The 26,955-nt window shown below is 68.5% G+C and carries 22 protein-coding genes; 11 read left to right on the top strand and 11 right to left on the bottom strand.

The window, feature by feature from the left end; genetic code table 11:
- Positions 1 to 5: 5 nt before the first annotated feature.
- The 7 genes from BTH_RS14880 to BTH_RS14910 all read right to left on the bottom strand — a co-directional run bounded on the left by BTH_RS14880 (position 6) and on the right by BTH_RS14910 (position 8,993).
- Positions 6 to 1,928, bottom strand: coding sequence for an alpha/beta hydrolase (locus tag BTH_RS14880; RefSeq protein WP_009892985.1), 1,923 nt, complete (start codon positions 1,926 to 1,928; stop codon positions 6 to 8).
- Positions 1,925 to 4,444: a glycoside hydrolase family 2 protein gene (locus BTH_RS14885; protein WP_009892984.1), complete on the bottom strand. Its 2,520-nt coding sequence runs from the start codon at positions 4,442 to 4,444 to the stop codon at positions 1,925 to 1,927. Before BTH_RS14885 ends, BTH_RS14880 begins: the two co-directional genes overlap by 4 nt.
- Positions 4,441 to 5,529, bottom strand: a complete 1,089-nt coding sequence (locus tag BTH_RS14890; protein ID WP_009892983.1) for a DUF1839 family protein — start codon at positions 5,527 to 5,529, stop codon at positions 4,441 to 4,443. Before BTH_RS14890 ends, BTH_RS14885 begins: the two co-directional genes overlap by 4 nt.
- Entirely contained in the window at positions 5,526 to 6,500 is a 975-nt protein-coding gene (locus BTH_RS14895) for an amino acid--[acyl-carrier-protein] ligase (protein WP_009892982.1), read from the bottom strand. The genes BTH_RS14890 and BTH_RS14895 overlap by 4 nt, the downstream gene beginning before the upstream one ends.
- Entirely contained in the window at positions 6,497 to 7,720 is a 1,224-nt protein-coding gene (locus tag BTH_RS14900) for an acyl-CoA dehydrogenase family protein (RefSeq protein ID WP_009892981.1), read from the bottom strand. Before BTH_RS14900 ends, BTH_RS14895 begins: the two co-directional genes overlap by 4 nt.
- On the bottom strand, positions 7,717 to 7,968 hold the full coding sequence (locus BTH_RS14905) for an acyl carrier protein (protein ID WP_009892980.1): 252 nt from the start codon (positions 7,966 to 7,968) through the stop codon (positions 7,717 to 7,719). The genes BTH_RS14900 and BTH_RS14905 overlap by 4 nt, the downstream gene beginning before the upstream one ends.
- Before the next feature lie 230 nt (positions 7,969 to 8,198).
- The gene (locus BTH_RS14910; RefSeq protein WP_009892978.1) at positions 8,199 to 8,993 is read right to left on the bottom strand and encodes a Crp/Fnr family transcriptional regulator; all 795 of its coding nucleotides are present in this window, start codon (positions 8,991 to 8,993) and stop codon (positions 8,199 to 8,201) included.
- Positions 8,994 to 9,913: 920 nt separating this feature from the next.
- Here BTH_RS14910 and BTH_RS14915 point away from each other — a divergent pair.
- The 6 genes from BTH_RS14915 to BTH_RS14945 all read left to right on the top strand — a co-directional run bounded on the left by BTH_RS14915 (position 9,914) and on the right by BTH_RS14945 (position 17,429).
- Positions 9,914 to 10,723: a Crp/Fnr family transcriptional regulator gene (locus tag BTH_RS14915; RefSeq protein ID WP_009892975.1), complete on the top strand. Its 810-nt coding sequence runs from the start codon at positions 9,914 to 9,916 to the stop codon at positions 10,721 to 10,723.
- Between the two features lie 32 nt (positions 10,724 to 10,755).
- Positions 10,756 to 12,141, top strand: coding sequence for an undecaprenyl-phosphate glucose phosphotransferase (locus BTH_RS14920; protein ID WP_009892974.1), 1,386 nt, complete (start codon positions 10,756 to 10,758; stop codon positions 12,139 to 12,141).
- A 71-nt stretch (positions 12,142 to 12,212) separates the two neighbouring features.
- The gene (locus BTH_RS14925) at positions 12,213 to 13,502 is read left to right on the top strand and encodes a polysaccharide biosynthesis/export family protein (RefSeq protein ID WP_009892972.1); all 1,290 of its coding nucleotides are present in this window, start codon (positions 12,213 to 12,215) and stop codon (positions 13,500 to 13,502) included.
- 170 nt (positions 13,503 to 13,672) lie between these two features.
- A complete protein-coding gene (locus tag BTH_RS14930; RefSeq protein WP_009892968.1) occupies positions 13,673 to 14,923 on the top strand; it encodes a glycosyltransferase family 4 protein in 1,251 nt (416 codons plus the stop codon).
- A 1,015-nt stretch (positions 14,924 to 15,938) separates the two neighbouring features.
- Complete coding sequence (locus tag BTH_RS14940; RefSeq protein ID WP_009892966.1) at positions 15,939 to 16,373, top strand: CHRD domain-containing protein; 435 nt, start codon at positions 15,939 to 15,941, stop codon at positions 16,371 to 16,373.
- A 90-nt stretch (positions 16,374 to 16,463) separates the two neighbouring features.
- Positions 16,464 to 17,429, top strand: coding sequence for an alpha/beta hydrolase (locus BTH_RS14945; protein WP_009892965.1), 966 nt, complete (start codon positions 16,464 to 16,466; stop codon positions 17,427 to 17,429).
- On the opposite strand, the gene BTH_RS14950 is transcribed toward BTH_RS14945, so the two are convergent.
- Positions 17,399 to 18,337 carry an EcsC family protein gene (locus BTH_RS14950; protein ID WP_009892964.1) on the bottom strand — a complete coding sequence of 313 codons (939 nt, stop codon included), beginning with the start codon at positions 18,335 to 18,337 and terminating at the stop codon, positions 17,399 to 17,401. The two genes, BTH_RS14945 and BTH_RS14950, sit on opposite strands and share 31 nt — an antisense overlap.
- Positions 18,338 to 18,443: 106 nt before the next feature.
- Between BTH_RS14950 and BTH_RS14955 the strand changes: the two genes are divergently transcribed.
- Both BTH_RS14955 and BTH_RS14960 read left to right on the top strand, forming a co-directional pair.
- Entirely contained in the window at positions 18,444 to 20,039 is a 1,596-nt protein-coding gene (locus BTH_RS14955) for an MDR family MFS transporter (protein ID WP_009892963.1), read from the top strand.
- A gap of 49 nt (positions 20,040 to 20,088) precedes the next feature.
- A complete protein-coding gene (locus tag BTH_RS14960) occupies positions 20,089 to 20,523 on the top strand; it encodes a MarR family winged helix-turn-helix transcriptional regulator (protein WP_009892961.1) in 435 nt (144 codons plus the stop codon).
- An 85-nt stretch (positions 20,524 to 20,608) separates the two neighbouring features.
- Here the strand turns inward: BTH_RS14960 and BTH_RS14965 are convergent, their stop codons facing one another.
- Together BTH_RS14965 and BTH_RS14970 are read right to left on the bottom strand one after the other, a co-directional pair.
- Positions 20,609 to 21,190, bottom strand: a complete 582-nt coding sequence (locus BTH_RS14965; protein ID WP_009892960.1) for a DJ-1/PfpI family protein — start codon at positions 21,188 to 21,190, stop codon at positions 20,609 to 20,611.
- A 436-nt stretch (positions 21,191 to 21,626) separates the two neighbouring features.
- Positions 21,627 to 22,907, bottom strand: coding sequence for an amino acid deaminase (locus BTH_RS14970; protein ID WP_009892958.1), 1,281 nt, complete (start codon positions 22,905 to 22,907; stop codon positions 21,627 to 21,629).
- 137 nt (positions 22,908 to 23,044) lie between these two features.
- On the opposite strand from BTH_RS14970, the gene BTH_RS14975 reads away from it, so the two are divergent.
- The 3 genes from BTH_RS14975 to BTH_RS14985 all read left to right on the top strand — a co-directional run bounded on the left by BTH_RS14975 (position 23,045) and on the right by BTH_RS14985 (position 25,926).
- Entirely contained in the window at positions 23,045 to 23,938 is an 894-nt protein-coding gene (locus BTH_RS14975) for a MurR/RpiR family transcriptional regulator (RefSeq protein WP_009892957.1), read from the top strand.
- Between the two features lies 1 nt (position 23,939).
- A complete protein-coding gene (locus tag BTH_RS14980) occupies positions 23,940 to 25,421 on the top strand; it encodes an N-acyl-D-amino-acid deacylase family protein (RefSeq protein WP_009892955.1) in 1,482 nt (493 codons plus the stop codon).
- A gap of 118 nt (positions 25,422 to 25,539) precedes the next feature.
- Positions 25,540 to 25,926, top strand: a complete 387-nt coding sequence (locus BTH_RS14985; protein ID WP_004189219.1) for a RidA family protein — start codon at positions 25,540 to 25,542, stop codon at positions 25,924 to 25,926.
- Between the two features lie 195 nt (positions 25,927 to 26,121).
- Here the strand turns inward: BTH_RS14985 and queF are convergent, their stop codons facing one another.
- Positions 26,122 to 26,946: an NADPH-dependent 7-cyano-7-deazaguanine reductase QueF gene (gene queF, locus BTH_RS14990; protein WP_009892951.1), complete on the bottom strand. Its 825-nt coding sequence runs from the start codon at positions 26,944 to 26,946 to the stop codon at positions 26,122 to 26,124.
- Between the last annotated feature and the right edge of the window lie 9 nt (positions 26,947 to 26,955).

Raw genomic sequence — 26,955 nt, forward strand, 5'->3', positions numbered from 1 at the left:
CGCCGTCAGGACGACGCGGCGGCATCGGCGGAGGCCGCGTGCGCCGTCCCGCGCCGCGCGCCGGCCGGCCGCTGCCGCGGCTGCGATCCGCGGGTCTTGTCGTTCCACCGCGTCAACGTATCGATGCAGAGCTCGATGATCATGTCGGCCGCCGACGCGCCGTACACCGAGTGGTCGAGCAGACGGATCATCGCCACGCTCACGAGCGGCGAACGCCTGAATGCACGGCGCGGCGAGCCGAAGTAACGGCTCAGCTCGTCGACGCCGGGATCGAACTCGCCATACACGAGCATCGTGCGCACGTTCCGCTCGGCGAGCGTTCTGATCAGGCCGCGCGGCGTGTCGGGTTTCGGACGGTGGCCGAGGCGCTCCGCGAGACGTGCCGCCGGCTCGCTCAGGCGCGATGTCAACTGGCGCCGCAGCGCGCTCAGCACCGGGCGCAGATCGCGGCCCTCGCGCAGCAGGCGGCGCCATTTGCTCCAGTCGCGCATCGATGCGAGATAGCCGCGCGCGGAGTTCGTCTGCTGCTTGCGCGCTTCGTCGATCGTGAGCCCCCGCGGCCAGATGAAGCGCGGCAGGTTGACCGCGATCACGCCCGCGGCCGCATGCGCGCGCGCGGCCGCGTGCAGCGCGGCGAACGCGCCCGAGCACACGCCGAACGCGACGACCGGGCGCCGGCAATGCGCGCCGAGCCAGTCGGCGGCCGCGGCGACGTCCGCGATCGCGGGATCGGAGTACAGCACGTCGGCTTGATCGTCGGGCGCACGCGCGCCGCTGTCGCCGATACCTTCGATGTCGATTCGCAGCGATGCGACGCCGCGCCGCGCGAGCGTGCGCGCGAGCCGCACGCCGATGCGGCCGTCCGCGCTCCGCGGATTGGCCGCCGTGTTCGCGATCAGCAGGCACGGCGTGCCGGCGCGCGCGGGCACGACGGGCTCGCACAGCGTGCCGACGAGCCGCTTCGCGCCGACGTGGACGAGCGTCTCGGTGATGCCGTCGAATGCGAATGCGACGGGCGGCGGCGCTTGCGGCACGCGTGCGGCGCGATTGCCGGCCGACGCGCGCGCCGGAGGGATCGCCTCGCCGGCCGCGCGCGCGACGGCCGAATGCGCGCCGCGGTCGACCGCAATCGGCTCCGCCGCCGCCTTCCGTTCGCGACGGCCGATCCAGCGCGCGACCGATTCGATCGCCGCAAGCGGCACGCGCGAGCGCGCGCCTTCCTGCAACGCGTTCGGCCATTCCGGGAACGGCTCGATGTCCGTCGGCACGCCGCGCGCCGTGAGCGCGTCGTGCAGCGCGGGACTGTCGCCGTAGTCGGTGTCGACGAGTAGCGCCGCGCACGGCGGCGTGGCCGCGTTCGCGACCGCATCGCTCAGATCGACCTTCTTCAGATCGGCGACGAAATCGCCTGGGTAGCGATGGCCGAGGATGTTCAGCCACGGCTCTTCGTGGTGCTGCTCGCGAATCGCGGGCGGCGTGGTGTCCAGCCAGCGCTTCTGCACGATCGACAGCTCGCGCAGATAGGCGCGCCCGCGCACGACGGGCGCGAGCGCGACGAATGCATCGACTTCGGGCGCGTCTTCGCCCGCGAGCGCGAGCATCGCGAACGCGGCGCCCGCGCGCAGGCCGACGAGCGTGACGCTATCGACGGGCGCGTGCTCGCGCAGCGCGAGCGTCGCGCGCCGCACGCTCGCGACGCTCGCGGGCAGCCGCCCCGGCGCGAGATCGTCGCCCGCCGAATCGCCGGCGCACGGGTAATGAAAGCGCAGCACCCACATGCCGTCGCCGGCGAGACGCTCGGCGAGCGTGCGGACCACCTTGTGCGTCCACAGCGCCTCGTGCCCGAGCGCTTCGCAGATCACGACGCCGCGTCGCGTGCGCCCCTCGTGCAGCCATCCCAGGCAATCGTCGAATCGGACTGGTCTCAATTTTCTATCCTCGGGCGAATGGTCTTGTTGGAATTGAGTGCGCGCACTTCGATCGCGGGCGGCGCTGGGCGAGGCGCGCACGCGTCGGGCGGGCTGTTGTCGTAAGCGGGGGAATGAGGAGCGGCGGCGAGCACGATGCGCGCGGCGGCACCCGGCGCGAGATGAAACCAGTCGATGTCGGGCAGCAAGCCGGGGGCGCACACATGCACGTAGCGCGCGAACGTGCGCGTTTGCACGTCGAGGTGCCAGCGGCCGTCTCGATACGCGGCGCTCGCTTCGAGGCCGATGTCGCCGCGCTCGAACACGGTCGGCGCGGTGCGCTCGGGGAAGTGGAACGCCTGCGACAGCAGCGTGCCGTCGGCCGCGTACAGCGATGCGATCACGACGTCGTGCTCGCGCGGGCCGAAGCGGTACGCATACGTGAAATCGAAGAATCGGCCGAGCAGGTCGGCGGAATTCACGCATTCGCCTGCGTGGGCGCCGACGCGCAACGCGCGGCTCGCGCGCGCGATCGGCGTCTTGCCATCGCGCAGCGCGACGAGCTCGATGCGGGCGTCGAGCGGCGCCGGCGTATCGTTGAGCACGTGCACGTCGAGGCCGTTGAGCCCCTCGTCGGTTAGCAGGATCTGCCGCGGCTGCGATACGCGCCTGAACGCGTGCCACGCGGATTTCGGCCGGCCGTGCGCGTCGACGAGGCCCCAGCCTGCGCCCGGCATCACGTCCTGGAACTGCCAGACGAGCGCGCCCGCGCACGTCGAGCCGACGCGCCGCCATTCGGCGAGCGTCTCCCCGACGAGATCGGCGACGATCGCGCGCGAGAGCGTCAGATAGCGGGCGGGATCGAAGCCGCGCAGGCGCGCTGGCTCGACGCCGTACAGCGTGCGCAGGTAATGATCGCGCACGTCGTCGAAATCCCACGGCGCGCCCGGATCGCGCGGCACCGCGCGTTTCCAGGCGGGCTCGTGCGCGGCGGGCGAGCCGATCGACGCGAGCGTCTCGTCGCACGGCACGTTCGCGAATGCAAGGCACTCGCTCGCGAAGCGCACGCCGGCACGACGGGCGTCCTCGGGCGGCCGCAGATACGCGCCGACGCCGTAGTAATGCGTGAGACCTTCGCGCGGCGCGAACGGCAGCACGCCGCCGTGCGGCGAATCGCTGACGTAGACCGCATCGGGCCGATGCGCGGCGCACAGTTCGGCGAGCAACTGTTCGGTGGCGGGCACGCGGCGTTCGTCGGGCGCGAGCCCGACCATCGCCGCCTGCTGCGCGATTTCGCTGCCGCCGCACAGCACGGCGATCGACGGGCGCGCCGCGTGCAGGCCGAGGAACTGTTCGGCTTCGCGCTTCAGCGATTCGGCGAAGCGCGGGTCGCCCGACGGGTAGTCGAAGTTCGCGAGCATGAAGTCCTGCCAGACGAGCAGGCCGAGCTCGTCGCAGAGCGCGTAGAACGCGTCGGCTTCGTAGGTCATCGTGCCGCCGACGCGGATCATGTTGCAGCCGGCGTCGCGCGCGAGCGAAAGCGCGCGGCGGTAGGCGGCCGGTTCGGCGTTCAGGCCGACCGGGTCGGCGCTCGTCCAGCACGCGCCGCGCGCGAAGAACGGCGTGCCGTTGATCGACAGCGCGAAGCCCCGGCCGTCGTCGCCGCGTTCGACGGCGAGCGTGCGAAAGCCGGTTTTCGCGAGCGGAATCGTCGCGCCGCCAACTTCGACGCCGACGTCGTACAACGCGGGCTCGCCGTGCGTATGCGGCCACCACGGCGTGACGTTCGGGACCCTGAGCGTCGCGCGCGCGGTGCGCGGACCGGTTGCTTCGAGCGTTGCCGCATGCGCGCCGCAAACGAGTCGCGCGCGCGTCGCGCTCGGCAGCGGCGCGGCGAATTCGAGCGTCGCGTCGAGCACGCCGTCGCCGCCGTCCAGCGTCGCGCGCAGGGTGTCGCGCACGATCGTCGGCGCGCCGGCCGGATTCACGAGGTCGATCGGGCGCCACGGCCCGATCGGCTCGATCGCCGGAAACCAGCCCGGCATCCGGCCGAGGAACGTCGCGCGCACGCCGCGCAGCGCGGGCGTGTCGACGAGGCGCGTGCGCCAGCGCGCGCGGCCGCGCGGCGGATGCGCGGCGAGATGCCGGTCGAGCGAGCGAAAGCAGATCGCGAGGCGATTCGCGCCGCGGAGCGTCACGGCGACGTCGTGCGAGACGTACATGTTGTCCGAGCAGAGCAGCAGCGTGTCGTCGAGCCAGACCTCGGCGATCGTCGCGAGGCCGTTCAGGCGGACGATGCGCGGGCCCGCGCCGTGCAGCGTCGTTCGATACCAATAGTCGCTATCGCCGAGCGGATACGGATGCGAAGGATCGAAGCGTCGCGCGGCGGCGAGCGCCTGCGCGACGGTGCCGGGCACGCTCGCGGCGCACCAGCCGGCGTCGCCGAGTTCGCTCGGCCGCGCGATCGCGCCGGCGGGCGTCGCGATCAACGTCCATTGGGCAGCGCCGCGCGCCACGCGATCCAACGCGGATTTCATCGGGCCGCGGCGACGGGCCTCGGCGGCGCGTACAACGTGCCGAACGGCGGATTCGGCTCGGCATTGCCGGGCGGCGTGATGCGAGCGACGCCGTCGACGAGCGACGCATACGCGCGCTCGAGAATGTCGAGACTGCTTTCGCCGCGCTCTTCCTTGCCGCGAGCGCTTGCGCGCGCGAGGCGGAATTCGAGCACCATCGATTCGGATGCGATCGTGTCGCATGCGGCGACGAGCGCGTCGATCTGGCCGCCGCAGCCGCTCGCTTCGAGCCAGCGCAGATAGCGGCCGAACAGCTCGAAGTTCGCGCCGAGCTGGCGCAGCGTGTTGAACGAATACGCGTGGAAGTACGAGATCGGCTGCGACGCGATTCTCTTCGCGTCGCGCGCGAGCTGCTCGCGAAACGCGGCGATCGGATTCGACGCGGGCCGGCGCTTCAGATGGCGCGCGAGCAGCGCGAGCGACGCGTCGCACAGCTCGCGTTCCTCGAGCGGCTTGAACCGCCGCTTCGCGCATTCGACGTACGGCGCGAGGTGCGCCGGCGCATGCTTGCCGAACAGTCCGTCGTAATCGACGCCTTCGGCGAGGTAGTAGCCGCTGTTGTGAAAGTAGCCGACGCGGCGGCGTTCGCGATCGATCGCGTCGATGCCGATCGTCGTCTTCGTGTGCTCGGACTGGTAGCTGTTGCCGCGCGTGTCGGGCAGATACCACGCGTCGACTTCGACGAGCATCAGGTTGCCGCGTGCGACCTGGTGCTCGACGTGCATGTCGACCGGCTCGAAGATCGCGTGCTCCTGCACGACGATCCCGTACAGCGTCTCGAGATCCTCGAACGGAAACTTGAAGAACGAGAACTGATCGCCCTCGAAGTCGAGCGTGATCGTAAACGGCAGCGCCGCATAAGGGTTGAGCCCCCACCAGCCGAGCACCTCGATCCACAGGTCGACGTAGCAGTTCGTCTGCTTCCAGACCATCTGCGGCCCGTGCAGCGCGTGCGGCCGGTAATGCCGCGCGCGATGCCGGATGTCGGTGAAGATCTCTTCGAGCGACGCGCCGTTTGCCGGCGCGTCGAGCAGGATGCTGCTCATCGATGTCCCCACAGTACGTCGCGTACCGCCTGCGGCCAGGTGTCCGGATCGAGGCCGTGATGCCTGAAGAGACCGAGCGTCAGGCGTTCGAGGCCGAAGCCGACGCAGCCCGTGTGCGCGACCGCGGCATTCGCGGTCTTGATGCCCCACAGCAGGCCGAAGTGGTCCATGTGGTAGTTGAAGCTCAGGCACGCGGTCAGGCGGCCGTCGTATTCGATCGGAATCAGGAGCTCGAATTTCAGGTTCTGGTCGCGCTGGCTGCTCGCGACGATCTTGCCGCCGCGGCCGAAGAACGGATCGTTCGCGAGGTCGATGCTGTTGGGCAAGTGCAGCGCGTCGATCATCCGGGTGCCGCGCTCGATCCAGTCCTGGCGGAACGCGAGGATCTGCTCGGGTGTGCCGATGCGGATGTATTCGCGCATCCTGAACAGTTGCATGCGCGTCGGGTCGAGCGACGGCTCGTGCCGGAAGCAGTACGAGAATGCGTCGACGATCCGTCCGTCGACGGGCAGCGCGCCGCGCTGCGCGACAACCGGATAGACGGGATAGCAGGCGGCGGGCGTCATCACGACGTAGGTGGGCTTCTGGCTCTCGGTCCAGTCGTCGCCGCGATCGAGGCATTGCAGCACGCGCTGATGATCGTGCTCGTTGCCGCAGAAGCTGTGCACGGTGCCCGCGAGCTGCGGGAAGCTCTTCAGATATTCGCTGCGCTCGAATTCGGGGCGGCTCATCGCCGGCGGAAAGCGCAGCACTTCCGCGTGCTGGTCGGCGCCGAGGCGCGTGATGTACGCGTCGAGCGCGTCGACGACGCGCTCGAACTTCTCGCTGCGGCCGAACAGGCCCTGGATGCCCGTCGAAATCAACAGCCCCGCTTCGACGAGCTCGTCGCGCAGCTTGTTCACGCCGTCGCGATCGAGGGGCGCGTGGGCCGCGTCGGCCGCGCGCACGGAAGGATGGGTCATATCGTTCAAATCTCTCTCTCAAGCGTGGCGGGGCGCAGCGCGAGCAGCAGGTTGGCCGTGTTCGCCTCGATGCGATCGTTGCTGATCATCAGCGGCGCCGAATGCAGGTCGCGGATGTGGCGGCCGAGCGTATACGGCGTGCCGTTCTTGTACGACGCCATCCCGCAGATCATCGTCGCGTGCTTGACCACTTCGAGCGCCGTCGTCGACACGTAGGTTTTCAGCGTGTTGATCTCGGCCGCCTGCGCCATCGCCGCGGACCACGAGCGCGACGCGCCGTGCTCGTGCAGGCGCAGCGCGCCGTCGATGCGCGCCTGCATCGCCTGCAGCAGCGCGAGCGCATCCGCGATCCGGCGGCCGGACGGCGGCAGCGCGCCGCCTTGCTTTTGCATCTGCGCGCGGAAGAACTGGTGCGCGCGCAGGAACGCGTCGTTCGCGATGCCCGTCCATACGGCGGCCCACAGAATGTGCGACGTCGGCACCATGGTGCGCTCGGCGATCTGCGCGAACGGCACCGGAAAGATCTGGTCGCAGGAGCCGCGCGCATCGAGCGCGAAGCCTTCGCTGCAGGTGCCGCGCATGCCGAACGTGTCCCAGCCGCTGCGGCGCGTGAGCGTCGCGTTCTCCTTCAGCAGCGTGACGAGCACCTGCTCGGCGGCGGGCGCCTCGCGGTCGCGCCGCGCGGTCACGAGGATCGCGTCGGCTTGCGCGCCGTACGAGATCGTCGGCGCGAGCTTCGCGAGCGTGAACATGTTCCCGTCCGCTTCGATCGCGCAGCGGCTGTTGCGAAGATTGCCGCCGACTTCCTCCTCGGACGTCGCGGACGCGAGCAGCCATTCGCGCTCGGCGAGCTGCTCGGCGAAGCGGCGATGCCAGTCGCTCGACAGCGCATGATCGACGATGCTCGCGACTTGGGTCTGGTGCATCGCGTAGATCATCGCGGCCGACGAGCATGCCTGGCCGATGATCCCGCATGCGGAGGCCACGGCCGCGAGCGATGCGCCGCGGCCGCCCAGCTCGAGCGGCACGAGCGCGCCGAGCAGGCGCTCTTCGCGCATGGCGTCGACCGCTTCGGTCGGAAAGCGCGCGTCGCGGTCGACCGCGTCGGCGAAGCGCGCGGCCACCTGCGCGACGCGGCGGGCGGCTTCGTTCAGCACGTGATCGTCGGCGAACACGGATTCGACGGCGGTAACGCGCGCGTTACCGGTTTCGGCGTCGAAGCGCTTCATGCGGACTGCTCGGCACGCTGCAGTTGCGTAACGGCCCCAGCGAGCGAGTCGATGCTCTGGAACAACTGGCGGGTCAGCATTTCGTCCGGAATCTCGATGTTGAAGCGCTTCTCGATGGCGAGCATCAGTTGGATCGTGTTCAGCGAAGACAGACCTGCTTCGTACAGGTCGTCGCTGTCAGCGATGTGATCGATCGACGCTTCGAGATGCGCGACGTCCTTGATGATTGTTCTCAGTTCGTTTTTCATCTGGCGGCTCCGGCTTGGATGAGGGTCCCCGTACCTGCGGGCGAGACACAAGACGCCCGCGTGGCGTGTAGCAGCTAGTAGACCATCGGGTATGCGGCGGTTCTGTTCGGCACCTAACCAACGATATCGTGCGCCGCGCGCACGGCGTCCCGCCGCACACCGCGCATGAGCAAGCGGTGTCACGCAGGGGGGGCGCGCGAGGCGCGCCGCGGCGAGCGACGCGCGAGAGGTCAGCTGCGCAGTTCGGTGAGCGCGCCGGACGCGCTCGTCGGCGCGGACAGGATCTTCTTCATTTCTTCACGGATGATCGTGTGGCATCCGCACGATTGCGCATCGAGCCCCGGCAGATCGACGAGGATGATCGAGCTGCGGTACTGGCGGATCAACCCCATCTTCTGGATGTCGCCGGCCGCGTCCGTGACGGTTTCGCGGCGCACGCCGAGCATCTGCGCGAGCATGCTGTGCGTGACCTGGATCTCGACGCTGCGCGAGCGGTCGTACGCGAGCAGGAACCAGCGGCAAAGCTGGTTCTTCAGCACGTGATGGCGGCTGCAGAACGAAATCTGCTTCGCCTGCGCCATCAGCAGATGCGTGCAGCGAAAGATCGCCTGACGCATCTGCGCCGATTCCTCGAGCAGGTTCGACAGCACCCGCGCGCTGAGCCGGTACGAGAAGCCGTCGCGGCACGTGATCACGCGGCACGGCGTCGCGCCGTCGGTGCCGACGAGCTGCGGGCTCACGATCCCCTCGTTGCCGATCTCCGCGATCTCGAGCGTCATGCCGTCGGACGACGCGTACTGGATCGAGATCACGGTCGTAACGGGCAGGTACACATGCTCGAGCGGCATGCCCGGTTCGCACAGCACCTGGCCGGACTTCACGTGCACGAGTTGCAGGTGGCTTGCGAGCGTCGCGCGCTCGGCGATGCCGAGCGATGCGAGGAAGCGGTTCGCGTCGGTGCGGTGCGGCAGTTCGATGATGCCCCCGGCCCTGGTCGCCGGTTCTTTGTATTCGCGGTAGGTCACGGCTTGTCCTTCCCGGATCGGCGATCCGGAGCAGCGGCGCCGCACCCGAGCGGCGCCGCGCGCAACCGAACCTGCCTGGCTAGACAGGTACGATTTTTATTTGTTAATTCGACTTGACGTTGAAAACTCTATTTCAGATTATCACGGCGGATTTTTTGAGGTTTGCGCAGGAAGCGCATTTCACAAATTTTGACATTTAGGAATTTTCCGAGAATTTTTCGCGATCATTTAAATGTCTGCAAAAGAATAATCGGCTTTACGGTTTTTAATGTTCCCGTACTCGCTTTTCGGTATCTATTTCCGATTCTTGAGGGGCTGGCGGAAATTTTTTCCTTCTGACGAATGAGCCATCGGGTCAGGTTTTTGTGTTTTTGTTAAATTCTTTTTAATCAATGGTTTAAGTGCGTTGTGTTGGGTGGATGACAGAGTGTCTCCGCCGCTCGCTGACTCACGTTTGAGACAGTTTTCAAAGAACCGCTGCGAACATTCGTTTTATTGAGATGAAATGGTCATATCATTCCATCGGCGTCTGTAAAGGTGCGCCAATCGTTGTGCGTGAAGGGCTAAGCACTAAGCGGCATCGGCGATGTAAAGATTACGAAACTGTCAGATGAGACACCTGCTGTCGCTCGATCTGTATCAAAGTGTCCGCGAATGAGACGCTTTCGGGTGATGGATAAATATTTAGATAGGAATTGTCCGGCCAATGCCTTTACATATTAAGGAACCGTACCAATTGGCACGTTAATCGCTTAAGGGTTTTCACCCCAAGCCAAGAGGGTGGTGCGTCAGTGTGTAAGAGGACGACCAGAAGGGCCGCCGACACGATTCCGAGGAACATCGATTCTTGCTGTGACCGTGTCTTGCGAAACGGAATCCTGCGCCGCAGTCGAGCGGCGCCGACAAACCGGGACACGAACATGCTTCATCAGAACAATGGGTTTCACGCCAACGCCCTGTTGGGCTCGCTCGCCGATGACAGCCTTCGCGCGCTCGCGCCGCATCTCGAGCTCGTCAAGATCAAGAGCGCTCAGTTGCTCTGCGAAACCGACGAGCCGATGCGCCATCTGTATTTCCCGACCACCGCGATGATGTCCGTGCTGTATCTGATGGAGGACGGCGCGATGGTCGAAGTCGCCGCGGTCGGCAACGAAGGCGTGGTTGGCGTGTCGACGCTCGCCGACTACGGCTGCGGCGGCGCGTCGGGCCGCATCGAAGTGCGAAGCGGCGGCTACGCGTATCGCGTGTCGACGCAGGTGTTCCGTCGCGAGTTCGACCGCTCGCTCGACACCTTCCAGTTGATGCTGCGCTATTGGCAAGCCGCGATGACGCAGATCGCGCGCGGCGCGCTTTGCAATCGTCACCACTCCGTCAGCGAGCAGTTGAGCCGCTGGCTGCTGCTCGCGCACGACCGCGTCGAAGGCGACGAGCTCGCGGTCACCCAGCAGACGATCGCCAACATGCTCGGCGTGCGGCGCGAGGGCATTACCGAGGCGGCGGGCAAGCTGCAGGAGGCGGGGCTCATCCGCCAGCGCCGCGGCCACATCACGGTGCTCGATCGCGAAGGCCTCGAAGCGCGCGCGTGCGAGTGCTACGGCGTGATTCGCGGCGAATTCAACCGGCTCATCCTCGAGGCGCGGCGCGATGCGCATGCACCGCAACCGATTCCGGCGGAAGGCCGGCCGCTGCGCGTCGCCGGCTATCACGGCGCGGTGCGCTCGGCCGCTTGAGACGACGGAACACGGAACGCGGAGATTCGGTAATGTTGGGACTATTGAACAAATTGCTCGATGTGGTGCTGGTCGCGGCGGGCGCGCTGCTCGCGCAGATGCTGTACGACGGCGGCATCCTCGACGTGTCCGACGAGCAGCGCACGGTCATCGCGCTGCTGTGCGCGCTGACGCTGCTGGTCTTTCCCGCCATCGGCGTTTATGACGGCGCGCGCGAGCAGATGTCGTATCGCACGCTGTCGCGCGTGCTGCTCGGCTGGCTCGGCGTCGCGGCGATCGCCGCGGCTTTCATGCTGCTGCTGCAGGGCGACGCCGACGTGTCGCTCGCGTGGCTCGGCCGGACGATGCTGATGTCGGGCGCGGTGTTGCTGCTCGGCAAGGCGTCGATCCACGGCGTGCTCAACGGCCTGCGCCGCACGGGCGCGAAGCCGCGCGCGGTCGCGATCGTCGGCTCCGAAGTCTACGGCCGTGCGGTGCTCGAGCAACTGCGCGCGTCGCCGTCGCACGGCTACGAGGTCGCATGCGTGTTCGACGACAGCGTGAGCTCGGCCGATGCCGCCGAGCGGCGCGTGGGCGGCGTGCCCGTCGTCGCCGATCTGCGCGAGCTGAAGCGCCGCGTGCGCGCGCGCGCGATCAACGAGATCTGGCTTGCGCTGCCGCTGTCGCACGAGCGTCAGATCCAGCGGATCGTGCGCGAGTTTCGCCACGATTTCGTGAACCTGCGCTTCCTGCCCGACGTGCGCGGGATCACGTTCTTCAACCGGTCGGTCACGCAGGTCGTCGGCATGCCCGCGATCAATCTCGCGACGAGCCCGCTGTCGATCCCGCAGCTCTGGCCGAAATTCATCTTCGATCGCCTGTTCGCGCTCGCGGTGCTGATTCCGTTGTCGCCGATTCTCGCGGCGCTCGCGCTCGCGGTGAAGTTCTCGTCGCCGGGGCCCGTGCTGTTCCGGCAAAAGCGCAAGGGCGTCGACGGCCGCGAGTTCGAGATTCTGAAATTCCGCACGATGCGCGTGCATGCCGAGGAAGCGGGCGTCGTGCGCCAGGCGTCGCGCAACGATTCGCGGATCACGAAGGTCGGCGCGTTCCTGCGCCGCACGTCGCTCGACGAGCTGCCGCAGTTCTTCAACGTGCTGTTCGGCCAGATGTCCGTCGTCGGTCCGCGTCCGCACGCGATCGAGCACGACGACATCTACAAGGAACTCGTCGACGGCTACATGTACCGCTATCGCGTGCGTCCCGGCATCACCGGCTGGGCGCAGGTGAACGGTTATCGAGGCGAGACGCGCAAGGTCGAGAAGATGGCCGCGCGCGTGAAGTTCGATCTTTTCTACATGCAGAACTGGACCTTCTGGTTCGACATCAAGATCATCCTGATCACGCTCGTCAAGGGATTCGTCGGCCGCAACGCGTTCTGAGCCGGCGCGCGTTCGCTGCGAACGCGCCGCAATCCGCTTCGACGACCACGCTACCAAGGAGAAACGACAAGATGTTCAAGCCCCTAGCATGGGCGAGCGCCGCGGCGCTCGCCTTGTCGGGCTGTGCGCTGGCCCCGGGACCGGCGCTCGATTCGAGCCGCATGAACGACAATCTGAGCGCGCCGACGGATTCGACGGTGTACGACGTCAAGCTGATCACACCGCAGCTCGTCTATACGCTCAAGCAGGCCGACGAGGCCGATACGCGCGCGAAGGAAGCGGGAATCGCGCAGAGCCTGCCCGCCGCGCCCGCCGACTATCGCGTCGGCCCGGACGACGTGCTCGGCATCATCGTATGGGACCACCCCGAGCTCACGCGCGGCGCAGGAAACGGCACGGGCGCCGATACGTCGCCGCTCGCCGACATCGGTACGCTGCAGGCGTCGGGCGGCCTGGGCGGCGTGTTGCCGCAACAGGTCAGCGCGTTCGGCACGAACGGGCAGGGCGAGGTCGACTCGCCGGGCCAGCGCGTCGCCGCCAACGGCACGATCTTCTTCCCGACGCTCGGCCGCGTGCGCGTCGAGGGAATGAGCCCCGTGCGGATCGCCGCGCTGCTCGCGCGGCGTCTCGACAAGCAGATCAGGAATCCTCAGATCGACGTGCGCGTGATGCAGTACCGAAGCCAGCGCGTGCAGGTGACGGGCGACGTGAAGAACCCGGGGCAGTTGTCGTTGACGGGCTCGCATCTGCGCGTCGTCGACGCGATCAATCGCGCGGGCGGCGGCAATCCGGATGCGGATCTGCAGCGCGTGCTCGTCACGCGCGGCGATCAGGTGATGACGATCGACGTGAACCGCATCCTGAATCGCGGCGATCTGCGCCAGAACATCGTGCTGCAGGCGAACGACATCGTCCATGTGCCCGACCGCACGCAGAACCGCGTGTTCGTGATGGGCGAGGTGCCGAAGCCGCAGACGGTCTACATGAACAAGGGGCAGCTTTCGCTCGCGGATGCGCTGAGTGCGGCGGGCAGCATCGATCCGATGGGGGCGAATCCGCGCCAGGTGATCGTGATCCGTCATCCGGACCCGCCGCTCGCGCAGGCGCCGGGCGTGCAGAGCGGGTTGCAGGAGGGCCTGAAGAAGGTCAACTACGCGCCTGAGCACAACCGGCCCGAAGTGTTCCGCCTCGACATGACGCAGGTGGACGCGCTGATGCTCGCGACCGAGTTCGACATGAAGCCGCTCGACGTCGTGTACGTCGGCACGGCGCCCGCCGCGCGCTTCAACCGGATGCTCGCGCAGATCCTGCCGACCGCCGAATCGTTCTATCTGATCTGGTCGGTGAGCCGCGGCCGATGATGTGCGCGATCGCGGCGCACGGCGGCATTCGCGCGCCGCACGCCGCGTTGTGCGACGGAGCGCACAGACCGCGCGCGTCGCAATGGCGACACTGGAATGCATAAAGCGCGCATCCGCGGACGTCGCGGATGCGCCTGTCAACCGGGTGCCGTCAAGCCGCTGCTGCCGCCATGAACCTGTCTTCCCCGTTATCCCAGCCTTCGCCGCGTGCGCGGCAAGATCATCAGGATGCCGATGTAACGACGACGAGCGCGTCGCATGCGGCAGGCGCGCTGCGCGATGCGCCGCCGCGCGCCGCGTTCGCCGGCGAGTGCCTGGGCGTGGGCATGGCGGCGTTGCCGAAGCCCGTCGCGATCAACGGAAAGTTCACGTCGCAGCGTCTGACGGGCGTGCAGCGCGTCGCGCACGAATTCACGTCGGCGCTCGCGCGCCTGCTGCCGGGCGAGCGTAACCCGACGCTCGTCGTGCCGCGCGATCACGCGAGCGACGCGTTGCCGCCGGCGGTCGCGCGGCGCGTCGTGCCGCGCCTGCGCGGCGCGTTGTGGGAGCAGCTCGCGCTGCCGTTCGCGACTCGCGGGCAGACGCTCGTGAGCCTGTGCAACGTCGGGCCGCTCTTCAAGCGCGATCAGGTCGTGATGATTCACGACGTCGCCGTGCTCGACTTTCCGCAGGGCTATTCGCTCAGGTTCAGGCTTTGGTATCGCTTCGCGTTCTGGGTGCTCAAGCGCCGCGCGCGGCACATCCTGACGGTGTCGCGCTTCTCGAAGGAGCGCATCGTCGCGCGTCTTGGCGTCGCGCCGACGGACGTCTCGACGATCGTGTCCGGCGTCGATCATTTCGGCCGCATCGCGAGCGAATCCTCGGTGCTCGAGCGGCTCGGCCTCGCCTACGACGGCTACGTGCTGATCGTCGGCTCGCTCGCGCCCGGCAAGAATCTCGTCCGGACGCTCGACGCGATCGCACGGCTCGAGCGCATGCGTCCCGAGCTCAGGTTCGTGATCGCGGGCGGCAGCAATGTGAAGATCTTCGGTGCATCGGCGCTCGGCGAGCGCGCGAGCGCGCGCAACGTCACATGGGCCGGGTACGTCAGCGACGGCGAGTTGAAGGCGCTCTACGAGAACGCCGGCTGCTTCGTCTTTCCTTCGCTATACGAAGGATTCGGCCTGCCCCCGCTCGAGGCGATGTATTGCGGGTGCCCGGTGATCGCGTCGCGCGAGGCGTCGCTGCCCGAAGCGTGCGGCGACGCCGCGCTGTATTGCGACGCGCACGATGCGAACGACATCGCGGCGACGATCGCGCGCCTGATGGGCGACGCCGAACTGCGGCGCGAGATGCGCGAGAAAGGGCGCAAGCACGCGTCGCGGTATCGCTGGGACGTCGCCGCGAAACAGTTGATCGGCGTGCTGCGCGCGCTCGACTGACGCCGCGCCCCGGCCTGAATCGCGTCGGCATCGCGATGGTCGCGCGTGATGACGCGATTCCGCGTGATCCGCGCGAGCCAGCGATGCGGCCTGCAGTACACGGCGCGCACGCGCATCGGCATGCCCCGGCGTGCGAGTTCGAATAGCTGCGGCCTTCGGTCGCGATGGCCGTTCGGAATGTGTCCCTCCTCGTACCACGTGAAGCCCACGGCCGCGTATCGGCCGCCCCCTTCCTGAAAGTCGAATGTCCACGCGTAGCCGTGCCCGCCGCCGCCGGTGAGCGAGCCGCCGAACAGCGTGAATTCCTGCGCGTGCGCCTGCGTCGCCGCAAGCGCGGACACACAGTGCGCACTTCCGGGCGGCAGCCGGCGGGATGGCGCGATGCGAAGAAACGGGGAGGGCGGACAGAGGAGCGGCACGACCTTTCGCATTGTTTCGATCCGAACGGGCCGATGGTCTCGTCAATCGATGAGACGCGTCGCGGCGTGCGCGCGGCGGGGCTGATCCCGGTCATCGCGCAACGGAAACGATGAATCGTTCGCGCGCGATGCGACGAAGCCGCGGGATCGCGCATGCGATGAAAGTCGGGCGGGCGGCGTTGCTTCGCGCGGGACGTCCGGGCAAGACCGCATAGCCGTCGGGCCCCCGTCACCTGTTCCGCAGCCGCCGGACGCACGCGCGGCGTGGCGAGCAAAAAAAGAGCGGCCCGAAGGCCGCTTCCAAACTCGCAGATATTCCTTCGGACGGAAGGAAACAAGCAACTGTGTGCAAGCAGTGTAGCGAAACGCCGGATGCGGATTCAGAGGGTTTCGTGCAAAGCTCTATTCTGGGTTGTGGCTTGCCGTATGCCGGCATCCGTGCAACGGCCGGCGGATGCGGCGCGGCGCGCCGCCGCGCGGCGAACGGGTGTGACGCGTCGTGTCGGGCATGACGCGGGCAAGATCGTCTACCATCGGATGTCGAGCGGACGGCATGCCCGTTCGTGCAACCTGTACGGCGATCGCAAGGAGGATTCATGTTGACATTGCGCAAGGTAGGCATCGGGGTGCTCGCGTGCGTGCTCGCGGCCGGCGTCGCGCGGGCGGAGACGGTGAAGCTCGTCGCGAACCTGCAGCCGTCGAGCGAAGTGCCGCCGACGACGAGCAAGGGATCGGGCGCGCTCGACGCGACCTACGACACGGCCACCCGCATGCTGCGCTGGCACGCGACATACCGCGACCTGACGGGGCCCGCGACCGCCGCGCATTTCCACGGCCCGGCGCCCGTCGGCCAGAACGCGGGCGTGCAAGTGCCGATCCCGAAGGACGCGCTCGCGAGCCCGATCACCGGCGAGAAGGCGCTGACGGACGAACAGGTGGGCGACCTGATGGCGGGCAAGTGGTATTTCAACGTGCATACGAAAGCGCATCCGGCCGGCGAGATTCGCGGCCAGGTGCGGCCGGCGAACTGAGCCGCGCCGCCGGATTTAGAGGACCCGATCGACGGACGCGCGCCGGAACGCACGTAGTATCGTCACATTTACCGGTTCGGAGTGCGTTCGATGAGTTGGCAGAGCAAAGTCGCGTGCTGGCTGCTGCGCCGGCAGTTTCGTCCTGAGACGCTGCGCCCCGTGATCGACCCGGCTCGCGCGCGGCGGCTGACGAAGCTGCGGATGCGCGTGCCGCGCCGCCCGCCCGCCGGCTGGCGGCTGCGCGAGCGCTACGGCGCCGGCGACGCGCCGCTGCGCGGCGAATGGCTCGAGCGCACGGACGCCGTGCCCGTTCGCGCGAAGCATGGCCGGATGCTGCTGTATTTCCACGGCGGCGGTTATTACTTCTGCTCGCCTCAGACGCACCGCCCGCTCGTGTTCGCGCTGACGCGGCACGCGGGCGTGCGCTCGTTCTCGCTCGACTACCGGCTCGCACCCGAGCATCCGTTTCCGGCCGCGCTCGACGACGCGCTCGCCGCGTACCGGCAACTCGTGTCCGCCGGCACGCCGCCGGAGTCGATCGTGTTCGGCGGCGATTCGGCGGGCGGCGGCCTCGCGCTCGCCGCGCTCGTCGCGCTGCGCGACGCGGGCGACCCGCTGCCGGCGGGCGCGGTGCTGTTCTCGCCGTGGACCGATCTCGCCGCGACGGGCGATACGCTGCGCACGCACGACGGGCTCGATCCGATGTTCGCGGGCGCGGCGCTCGGCCGCGCGGCGCGCCTGTATCTCGGCGACACGCCGGGCACGCATCCGCATGCGTCGCCGCTGTATGCGGATTTCACGGGATTGCCGCCGCTTTTCATCCAGGCGGGCAGCACCGAGGTGCTGCTCGACGATTCGCGGCGCGTCGCCGACAAGGCGCGAGCGGCGGGCGTGCACGTCGAACTGGAGATATGGCCGCAGATGCCGCACGTATGGCAGATCTACGTGCCGTTCGTGCCCGAATCGGCGCGTGCGCTCGAGCGGGCGGCCGCGTTCGTGCGGCGCATCGCGGTCGAGCGCGCGACTCAGCGCACGGCCGACGCGTCGATCGCCTGATACGCGGCCTTCACGGCCGTCTGCCCGTACTTGCGCTCGAGCCGGCGCACCGCGAAGTGTCCGTGCGCGGCCTGCTGGAAATGGTCGATGAAGAGCGTGTTGACCATCGCGCCGAGCACGGCGCCGATCGCCGGGATCGATTTCGCGGCGATCTGCTCGGTCACCTGCACCGAGAAGCGCGACGCGATCGACTGCACGAGGCGCAGCAGCGCGGTCGAGCCGTGCGTGGCGAAACCCTTCGACGCGATTTCCGACGACGCCTTCGACACCGCCTGCGCGAGCGCGCCGCGCAGCACGAAATAGCCGATGTCGGCGTCTTCCTCCACCTTGTCGCGCTCGCCGTGCGGTTCGCGCCCGCGCGGCTCGCCGTCGGCCTTGCCGCTCGGCTTGCCGCGCGTGCCCGCGCCCGGCAGCGGGCCGAAGCCGCCGCCCATTCCGAGCACGGCGAGGCATTGCAATTGCGCCTCGGCGCTCGACAGATCCTCGCCCTCGCTGCGCGCGATGTCGCAGATCGACCGGAACATCAGCGTCGTCGTGACGGGCAGCTCGACGGGCAGCGCGAATAGGCCGAACGCGCCGCCCGCCGCGCCCGTCGTCGCGACGGCGAGCTTGTGCAGCAGGTTGCTCGGCTTGCTCGGCGTCTCGCCTTCGCTCGCCACGCCGCCCGACTTGCCGAGCGTGCGTAGCGCGATGTGCAGGCACTTGCGCAGCGCGAGCTGCGTCGCGTCGTTGATCTTGTCGGTCGCGAAGCCGGGCAGCTTGCCGATCATTTTCTCGACCGGCGCGCCGACGACGCTCGTCAGCTTGATCGTCAGCGACGGGCTCTCGAGCGCGAGCTTCGCGCGCCGCAGCGTGTCCAGATCGTCGGCCGACAGCGTCGGCCCGGCAACAAGTGTGAGCGGTTCCATCTGACTCCTTCGCGGCGCGCGCATCGCATGGGGGCGCCGGCTAGATTACCTGATGCGTGATAGAATCTTCGATTCGTTGACGCATCAAAAGTTGCGCGAACAAAAGATGGCAGTCCATACCGCCGCCCACCATTCGAGCGGGCAAGTCCTTCCGTTTCGCGAGTCGCTGCTCGCGATGCTCGGCATCTCCTTCGTCACGATGCTCGTCGCGCTCGACCAGACCGTCGTCGGCACCGCACTGCCGACGATCGTCGCCGAACTGCGCGGCTTCGACCTGTACGCGTGGGTCGCGACGTCGTATCTGCTCGCATCGGTGATCACCGTGCCGATTTTCGGGCGGCTCGGCGATTACTACGGGCGCAAGCCGTTCGTGATCGCGTCGCTTATCGTGTTCACGGGCGCGTCGGTGCTGTGCGGGATGGCGCACGACATGCTGTCGCTCGTGCTCGCACGCGGATTGCAGGGAATCGGCGGCGGGATGCTCGTCGGCACCGCGTTCGCGTGCATTCCGGACCTCTTTCCCGATTCGGTCGTGCGGTTGCGCTGGCAGGTGCTGATGAGCTCGGCGTTCGGGATCGCGAACGCGGTCGGGCCGTCGCTCGGCGGCGTGCTCACGCAGAATTACGGCTGGCGCTCGGTGTTCTACGTGAATCTGCCGGTCGGCCTGCTGTCGCTCGTCTTCGTCTGGCGCTATCTGCCGCACATGCGGCACGTCGAGCATACGGCCAAGATGCGGCTCGACTGGCCGGGGGCGCTCCTGATCGCCGCGACGCTCGGCGCGATGCAGCTCTTCGTCGAATGGCTGCCGAAGTACGGCATCGGCGGCTGGTCGACGCTGCTCCTCGTCGTCGCGCTCGCGAGCGGCGTCGCGCTGTGGCGCTGGGAGCAGCGCTGCGCGCAGCCGATTCTGCCGTTCGACATGTTCTCGAACCGCGCGCTGTCGACGCTCTTCATCCTCGCGATCCTCGCCGGCTTCGCGATGTTCTCGCTGCTCTTCTACGCGCCGCTGCTGTTCCAGGGCGGCTTCGGGATGTCGCCGCAGCAGGCGGGCGTCGTCATCACGCCGCTCGTCGTGTTCATCACGATCGGCAGCATCATGAACGGCCGTGTGATCACGCGGATCCGCCACCCGAACGCGATGCTGTACGCGGGTTTCCTGCTGTTCGCGCTCGCGTGCGCGGGCGTCGTCGCGTCGACGCATGCGACGCCCGGCTGGGCGCTGATGGCGCTGATGGTGGCGGGCGGCGTCGGGCTCGGCTTCGTGTTGCCGAATCTGACCGTGTTCGCGCAGCAGACGGCAGGCCGCGAGCATCTCGGGATCGCGACCGCGCTGCTTCAGTCGCTGCGCATGGTGGGCGGGATGGCGGGCGCGGCGCTCACCGGCACGCTCATCAACCAGCGCTACGCGAGCGGCGTGCGCGACGCGCTCGCCGCGGACGGCGCGCTGCGCTGGCAGGCGCGTCTTGCCGATCCGCAGGTGCTGATCGACCGCGCCGCGCAGTCGCGCGTGGTGGACGAACTCGTGCGCGCGGGGCATCATGGCGCCCATTTGCTCGAAGCGGCGCGCGAATCGCTCGTCGGCGCGATCCATATCGGCATCGCTCTCGGCACGCTCGTCGCGCTCGCGGCGGTGTGGCAATGCCGCCGCGTGCCGCCCGTCGAACTGCGCCGCAAGCTCGAGCCGAGCGTCGTCGCCGAGTGAGCGCGCGCTTCGCCACATCATTCACGCATACCGGAGCCGCAGTCAGCGCATGGAAGAACAGGACCGCATCGCGATCTTGCAGCAGTTCGGACGCACGTACCGCGCGTTCATGTCCGCGTTCGAGGCGCACGTCGGCCAGCCGCTGCCGCGCTGGCGCATCATGGTCGCGCTCGAGCAGCACGGCGGCGCGTCGTCGCAGAAGCGGTTGGTCGAGCTGCTGCGCGTCGATCCGGGCGCGCTCACGCGCCAGTTGAAGACGCTCGAGACGCTCGGCTGGATCGATCGCGAAGCCGACGCGCGCGACAACCGCGTGACGAACGTGAGACTCACGCAGGCCGGCCGCGCGGCGTTCGAGGCGTGCCTGCCGCGCCGCAACGCGTTCCTGCACGACACGATGGCGTCGCTGCCGGACGACGTGCTCAGTGCGCTGTCCGGCGCGTTGACGATGCTGGAGGCGCGCGTCGCCGAAGTCGGCGCGAAGTGAGCGCGAAGTGAAGGATGCCGCGCGCGCGGCGCGGGTTCGACGCGCCGCGCGGGCCGCGGCGGGCCGCGGCCGCGCGCGCCGGTTCTCAGAGCTCGATGCGGGTGCCCAGCAGCGCGAGAAATTGCGACAGCCACGCGGGATGCGCGGGCCACGCGGGCGCGGTGACGAACGGCGCGTCGGTGACGGCCGCGTCGACCGGAATATCCGCATACTCGCCGCCCGCGAGCCGCACTTCGGGCGCGCACGCCGGGTACGCCGAGATCCGCTTGCCGCGAATCACGTCGGCCGCCGCGAGCAACTGCGCGGCGTGGCAGATTGCCGCAATCGGTTTCTTCGCCTCGGCGAACGCGCGCACGAGCGCGATCACTTTCGGGTCGAGGCGCAGATACTCGGGCGCACGGCCGCCCGCGATCGCGAGCGCGTCGTAGCCTGTCGCGTCGACGTCGTCGAACGTCGCGTTCAGCGTGAACTGGTGGCCGGGCTTTTCGGTGTAGGTCTGGTCGCCTTCGAAATCGTGAATCGCCGTCTTCACCTTGTCGCCCGCACGCTTGCCGGGGCATACCGCATCGACGTGATGGCCGATCGCGAGGAGTGCCTGGAACGGCACCATCGTCTCGTAGTCTTCGGCGAAATCGCCGGTCAGAAACAGAATCTTCCTTGCTGCCATGGCTGCTCTCCTGTTGAACGATACCGGATGATCCAGGACGAACGGGCAGTGTACTCCGGGCGGCCAAGATGCTGATGACGCAGGCGTGAAGCGGGTGTGACGGAGCGCGAGCTTACGGTGCACATGCGCGGCGCGTACGCGCGCGGCTGGGTCGAAAGCGGAGCGGATTCTCGAGGCGGCCGTTCGCGGCGGCGTCGAGATGCCCGGATGAGGGGCCGTAGCGGGCGGGATGGCGCGATGCGCGCGGTGCGCGGACGCCCGGCGTGTCTTCGATGCGGAGCACGGGCGTCGCCAGCGGCGGAGGAGGCGGAGGGCGCGGGCGCGGATGCGGTGCGGTGCGCCGAGCGCGGGCGGCGTGCATTGCCGCGCCGCCGTGCCGCGCCGCGTCCGCGCGATCGACCGCCGCTCGTGCGCCCGACCGCCCGCGCCGCCGACGTCAGAAGTACGTTTCGATCACTTCGGTCACGCGATACTGCGGATCGACGACGAGCAACTGGCGCCACTTGTCGAATGTGAGGCACGGGTGCGAGATGTCGAACGACACCATGTCGCCGACTTTCAGGTCCGCGCCCGCCGGAATCTTCAGGTACGCGTGCTGATCCATCAGCCCGGTCACTTCCCAGCCCTCGCCCGGCGCGATGTCGCGCGGCAGGCCGCCCGCGCCCGGACGGAAGTGGCGCGCCGGTTCCGGCAGGCCCGCGTCGAACGCGGAATCGCGCTTGCCGAGCGCGATGATCGCGCGCTCGGGTTCGGGAATCGACTGCACGTACGCCCACAGCTGCAGCGCCGGCAACAGGCCCTCGCCCATCTTCCGCGCGATCGGGTTGCGCGCGAAGATGTCCGTCTGCGCTTTCTTGTAGATGCCGACGTCGTGCGTCAGGTAGCAGCCGGGGCGCAGCACGACGTCGATCACGCCGGCCGCGGCCGCCTGCGCGAATTCGTCGGCGACGACGTCGTACCACGCGGAGCCCGCGCCCGACAGCAGCGCCGGCGCGCGCGCGAAGCGGCCGGCCGACGCGAGTTCGTGCACGAGCTTGACCGCGCGCCGCAGGAACGCGCGGATCTCGCCTTCCTCCTTCAGCACGCCTTCGTACAGCTCGATGCCGGCGAGCTTCAGCACGTCCGGGTGGTGCGCGATCGCGGCGAGCACCGCGTCGCGCTGCGCGTCGTCGCGCACGCCGGTGCGCCCGCCCGGCACGCCGAGCTCGAGCAACACGTTGAGCGGCTTGCCCGCCGCGCCGAAAAAGCGCGCGAGCTGCTCGACGCCGTCGACCGAATCGACGAGGCAGAAGAATTCGAAATCGGGGTCGGTCAGCAACTCGGCGATCATCGCCATGTTGTGCCGGCCGACGAGCTGGTTCGCGAGCAGCACGCGCCGCACGCCGCCGTGATACGCGGCGCGCGTCTGATGCGCGGTCGCGAGCGTGATGCCCCACGCGCCCGTTTCGAGCTGACGGCGGAACAGCTGCGGCGCCATCGTCGTCTTGCCATGCGGCGCGAGCTTCACGCCGTATTCGGCGACGAACGCCTGCATCCACTTCAGGTTGTGCTCGATCCGGTCCGCGTACAGCACGGCGGCGGGCAGGCTCACGTCCTCGGCGAGCAGGTTCCATTCGAGCCGGCCCGCGTCCGACAACGGCACGCTCGCGCTCGGCACGTTGCCGAGCCCCTTGCCGAACGGGTCGATCGTCGCTTCCTGATAGTTTGTAACTTTCATCTTATCTCACTCCATCGTCCATATGTATCGATGCGAAGTTGACTTCGCGATAGTACAGAAAGTAGCATCGCTGCGGTAATGTTATTTATTAACACGCCGGTTCGCACCGGCCGTCCCCATCGACCGAGCCCCGCCTCATGACGCCGTCCGCCGAGCAGCCCGCCTTCGACATCGTCGCCCGGATCGCCGAGTGCGCGCCCGAGTTGCGCGACGCGGAGCGCAAGGTCGCGGCGCTGATCCTCGGCGATCTGACTCAGGCCGCGCACGCGAGCATCGGCGCGCTCGCCGCGCACGCGGACGTGAGCGTGGCCACCGTCACGCGCTTCGCGAAGGCGGTGGGCTGCCGCGACGTGCGCGAGCTCAAGCTGCGGCTCGCGCAGGCGGCCGCGGTCGGCCAGCGCTTTCTGACCCCGGCCGCGGCCGATGCGCAGTGCGACGAGACGCCCGTTTCGCGCGTATACGGAGACGTGCAGGTCGCGCTCGAGCACAACCATCGGCTGCTGCGCCAGACGTCGTTCGACGCGCCCGCCGCCGCGCTCGCCGCCGCGAACATGATCTACGTGTACGGGCAGGGCGGCGGCTCGACCGCGCTCGCCGACGAGCTGCGCTTTCGCCTCGTGCGCTTCGGCCGGCCGGTCGCGACCTACCAGGACGCATTGCTGCAGCGGATGGTCGCCACCACCGCGGCGCCCGGCTGCGTGGTCGTCGCGCTGTCGGTGTCGGGGCGCATCCCGGAGCAGCTCGAAAGCTGCGCGCTCGCGAAGCGCTACGGCGCGACGCTCGTCGCGCTCACCGCGCCCGCGTCGCCGCTCGCGCAGCTCGCCGATCATCTGATTCCCGTCGTCGCGTTCGAAACCGATTTCATCTTCAAGCCGTCGGCATCGCGCTACGCGATGCTGATGGCGCTCGACGTGCTCGTCACCGAAGTCGCGCTGCGCCTGGGCGACGACTGCCGCGAGCTGCTGCGCCGGATGAAGCACGCGCTCGACATGCACCGCGGCGGCGGCGACCGCCAACCGTTAGGAGACTGACATGCACTCGCATCCCGAAGCGGCCGATACGCTGATCGTCGGCGCGCAGTTGTACGACGGCACGGGCGCGCCGAGCGTCGAGCGCGACGTGGCGATTCGCGGTGACCGCATCGTCGCGATCGGCAACCTGACGAACTGGCTCGCGGAGCAGGTGGTCGAGGCGGACGGCCGCGCGCTCGCGCCCGGCTTCGTCGACGTGCACACGCATGACGATACGCACGTGATCGACGCGCCGCAGATGCTGCCGAAGATCTCGCAGGGCGTGACGACGGTGATCGTCGGCAATTGCGGCATCAGCGCGTCGCCCGTCGCGCTGAACGGCGACCCGCCCGATCCGATGAACCTGCTCGGCACGCGCGCGGCGTTCCGCTATCCGACGTTCGCGGCCTACGTCGACGCGCTCGGCGCGGCGAAGCCGGCCGTCAACGTCGCGGCGCTCGTCGGCCACACCGCGCTGCGCAACAACCAGATGGACAGGCTCGATCGCGCGGCGACCGACACGGAAATCGCCGCGATGCGCGCGCAGCTCGAAGAGGCGCTCGCGCACGGCGCGCTCGGTCTTTCCAGCGGCCTCGCGTACGGCTCGGCGTTCGCCGCGCCCACCGAGGAAGTGATGGCGCTCGCCGAGCCGCTCGCAAAAGCGGGCGCCGTCTACACGACGCACATGCGCACCGAGTTCGACGCGATCCTCGACGCGATGGACGAGGCCTACCGCGTCGGCCGGCATGCGCGCGTGCCCGTCGTGATCTCGCATCTGAAGTGCGCGGGGCCGTCGAACTGGGGGCGCAGCGGCGAAGTGCTGGCGTCGCTCGAACGCGCGCGGCGCATCCAGCCCGTGGGCTGCGACTGCTATCCGTACAGCCGCAGTTCGTCGACGCTCGACATCAAGCAGGCGACGGGCGACATCGACATCACGATCACGTGGTCCGACCCGCATCCGGAAATGGCGGGCAAGCTGCTGAAGACGATCGCGGCCGAGTGGCGCGTGTCCGAACAGGAGGCGGCCCGCCGGCTGCAGCCGGCGGGCGCCGTGTATCACAACATGTCGGAGGACGACGTGCGCCGGATCCTGTCGCACCCGGCAACGATGGTCGGCTCCGACGGCCTGCCGAACGATCCGCTGCCGCATCCGCGCCTTTGGGGCGCATTCCCGCGCGTGCTCGGCTACTACGCGCGCGACGAACAGCTGATTTCGCTCGAGGAGGCGGTGCGCAAGATGACGTCGCTGTCCGCGCGGCGCTTCGGGCTTGCGCAGCGCGGCGAAGTGCGGGTCGGCTATCACGCGGACCTCGTGCTGTTCGATGCGGACCGCGTGCGCGATGCGGCGACGTTCGAGCAGCCGCAGCAGCCCGCGCACGGGATCGAGGCGGTGTGGGTGAACGGCGTGCTGTCGTATTGCAACGGCGTGCCGACGGGCGAGCGCGCGGGCCGCTTCGTCGCGCGCGGCGAGCGCGCCGCGGCGACGGCGCACGACGCGTTCTGAGCGTGCCCGATTGAAGGATTCGGCGCGCGCGATCGAACGGATGCGCGTGGGCCGGCGACCGAACGTCGCGCATCGCGCGGGCGGCGCGCGTTGTCAAACGAAACGAAGGAGTGAAACGATGAAGCGATATGGCGTGGGCGAAGCAAAGGGCACGGGCGGGCAGGTGATGCCGTTCGCGCGGGCGGTCGAGGCGGACGGGTGGCTGTACGTGTCCGGCCAGACGCCGATGGTGAACGGCGAGGTCGTCGAGGGCGGGATCGTCACGCAGTCGAAGCAGGCGATCGAGAACGTGATCGCGATCCTGAAGGAAGCCGGCTACGGCCTCGAGCACGTCGTGCGCTGCGGCGTGTGGCTCGACGACGCGCGCGATTTCGCATCGTTCAACAAGGTCTTCATCTCGTACTTCGGCGAGCACCCGCCCGCCCGCGCGTGCGTGCAGTCGAGCATGGTGATCGACTGCAAGGTCGAAGTCGACTGCATCGCCTACAAGGCGCCGGCGAAGTGATGCGGCGCGCGGCGGGCGCGCCGCGTTCATTAGGCGGCTGAGCGAAAGACGGGGTCCCGGCGGGGCCCCGTTTTTTCTTGGAAAGCGCGGCGCGGCGAATCGCGCGGCGCTCGCCGCTATTTCCGCGTTGCGCGGCAACCGGCAGTCGGCGCGCGGGCGCGAGGTGACGACCGGCAACGGCGCGCGCCGCCTGCGTCACTGCCGCGCGGTGCGCGCGTTGTCCGGCATCGGCTGGTTGTAGTTCGTGCGGAACGGATTGATGTCGAGCCCGCCGCGGCGCGTGTAGCGTGCGTAGACCGCGAGCTTCACCGGCTTGCACGCGCGCAGGATGTCGATGAAGATCCGCTCGACGCACTGCTCGTGAAAGCCCGTGTGGTTGCGAAACGAGATGATGTAGCGCAGCAGGCCCGCGTGATCGATCGGCGCGCCGACGTAGTGGATCTGCACGCTGCCCCAGTCGGGCTGGCCCGTCACCGGGCAGTTTGACTTCAGCAGATCGGTGACGAGCGTCTCCTCGACGGGCGCCTCGTCGTGCGATGCGGTGAGGAACGACGGATCGGTCTCGTAGACGTCGGCGTCGAGATCGAGGCGATCGAGCGACAGCCCGTCGAGCTCGTCCATCTGCAGCTTGCGGAATTCGGCGGGCGTCGCGAGCCGTACGGTCACGCTCGCGCCGCACGCGGCCGACACGTCGCGCTTGAGCGCGTCGCGCACCGCGTCGATCGATTCGAACGCGGTCTGCGCGAACGAGCCGAGATACAGCTTGAACGATTTTGATTCGACGATGTTGGGCGATTCGGCGGGCACGTAGAACGTCGCGATCGCCACTTGCGGCTTGCCGCGCGCATTGAGCCACGACAGTTCGTACGCGTTCCAGATGTCGGTGCCGAAGAACGGCAGCGGCGCGCCGATGCCGATCTGCTCGCGCGCGCCCGCGCGCGGAATCGGAAACAGCAGCGACGCGTCGTACTGGTTCGCGTAGACGGTCGTCTTGCCGAGCGGGGAGTGTTCGGGGTTCATATCGGATGG

Origin of the sequence: Burkholderia thailandensis E264, assembly GCF_000012365.1 — a bacterium.
GTDB classification, from domain to species: Bacteria; Pseudomonadota; Gammaproteobacteria; order Burkholderiales; family Burkholderiaceae; genus Burkholderia; species Burkholderia thailandensis.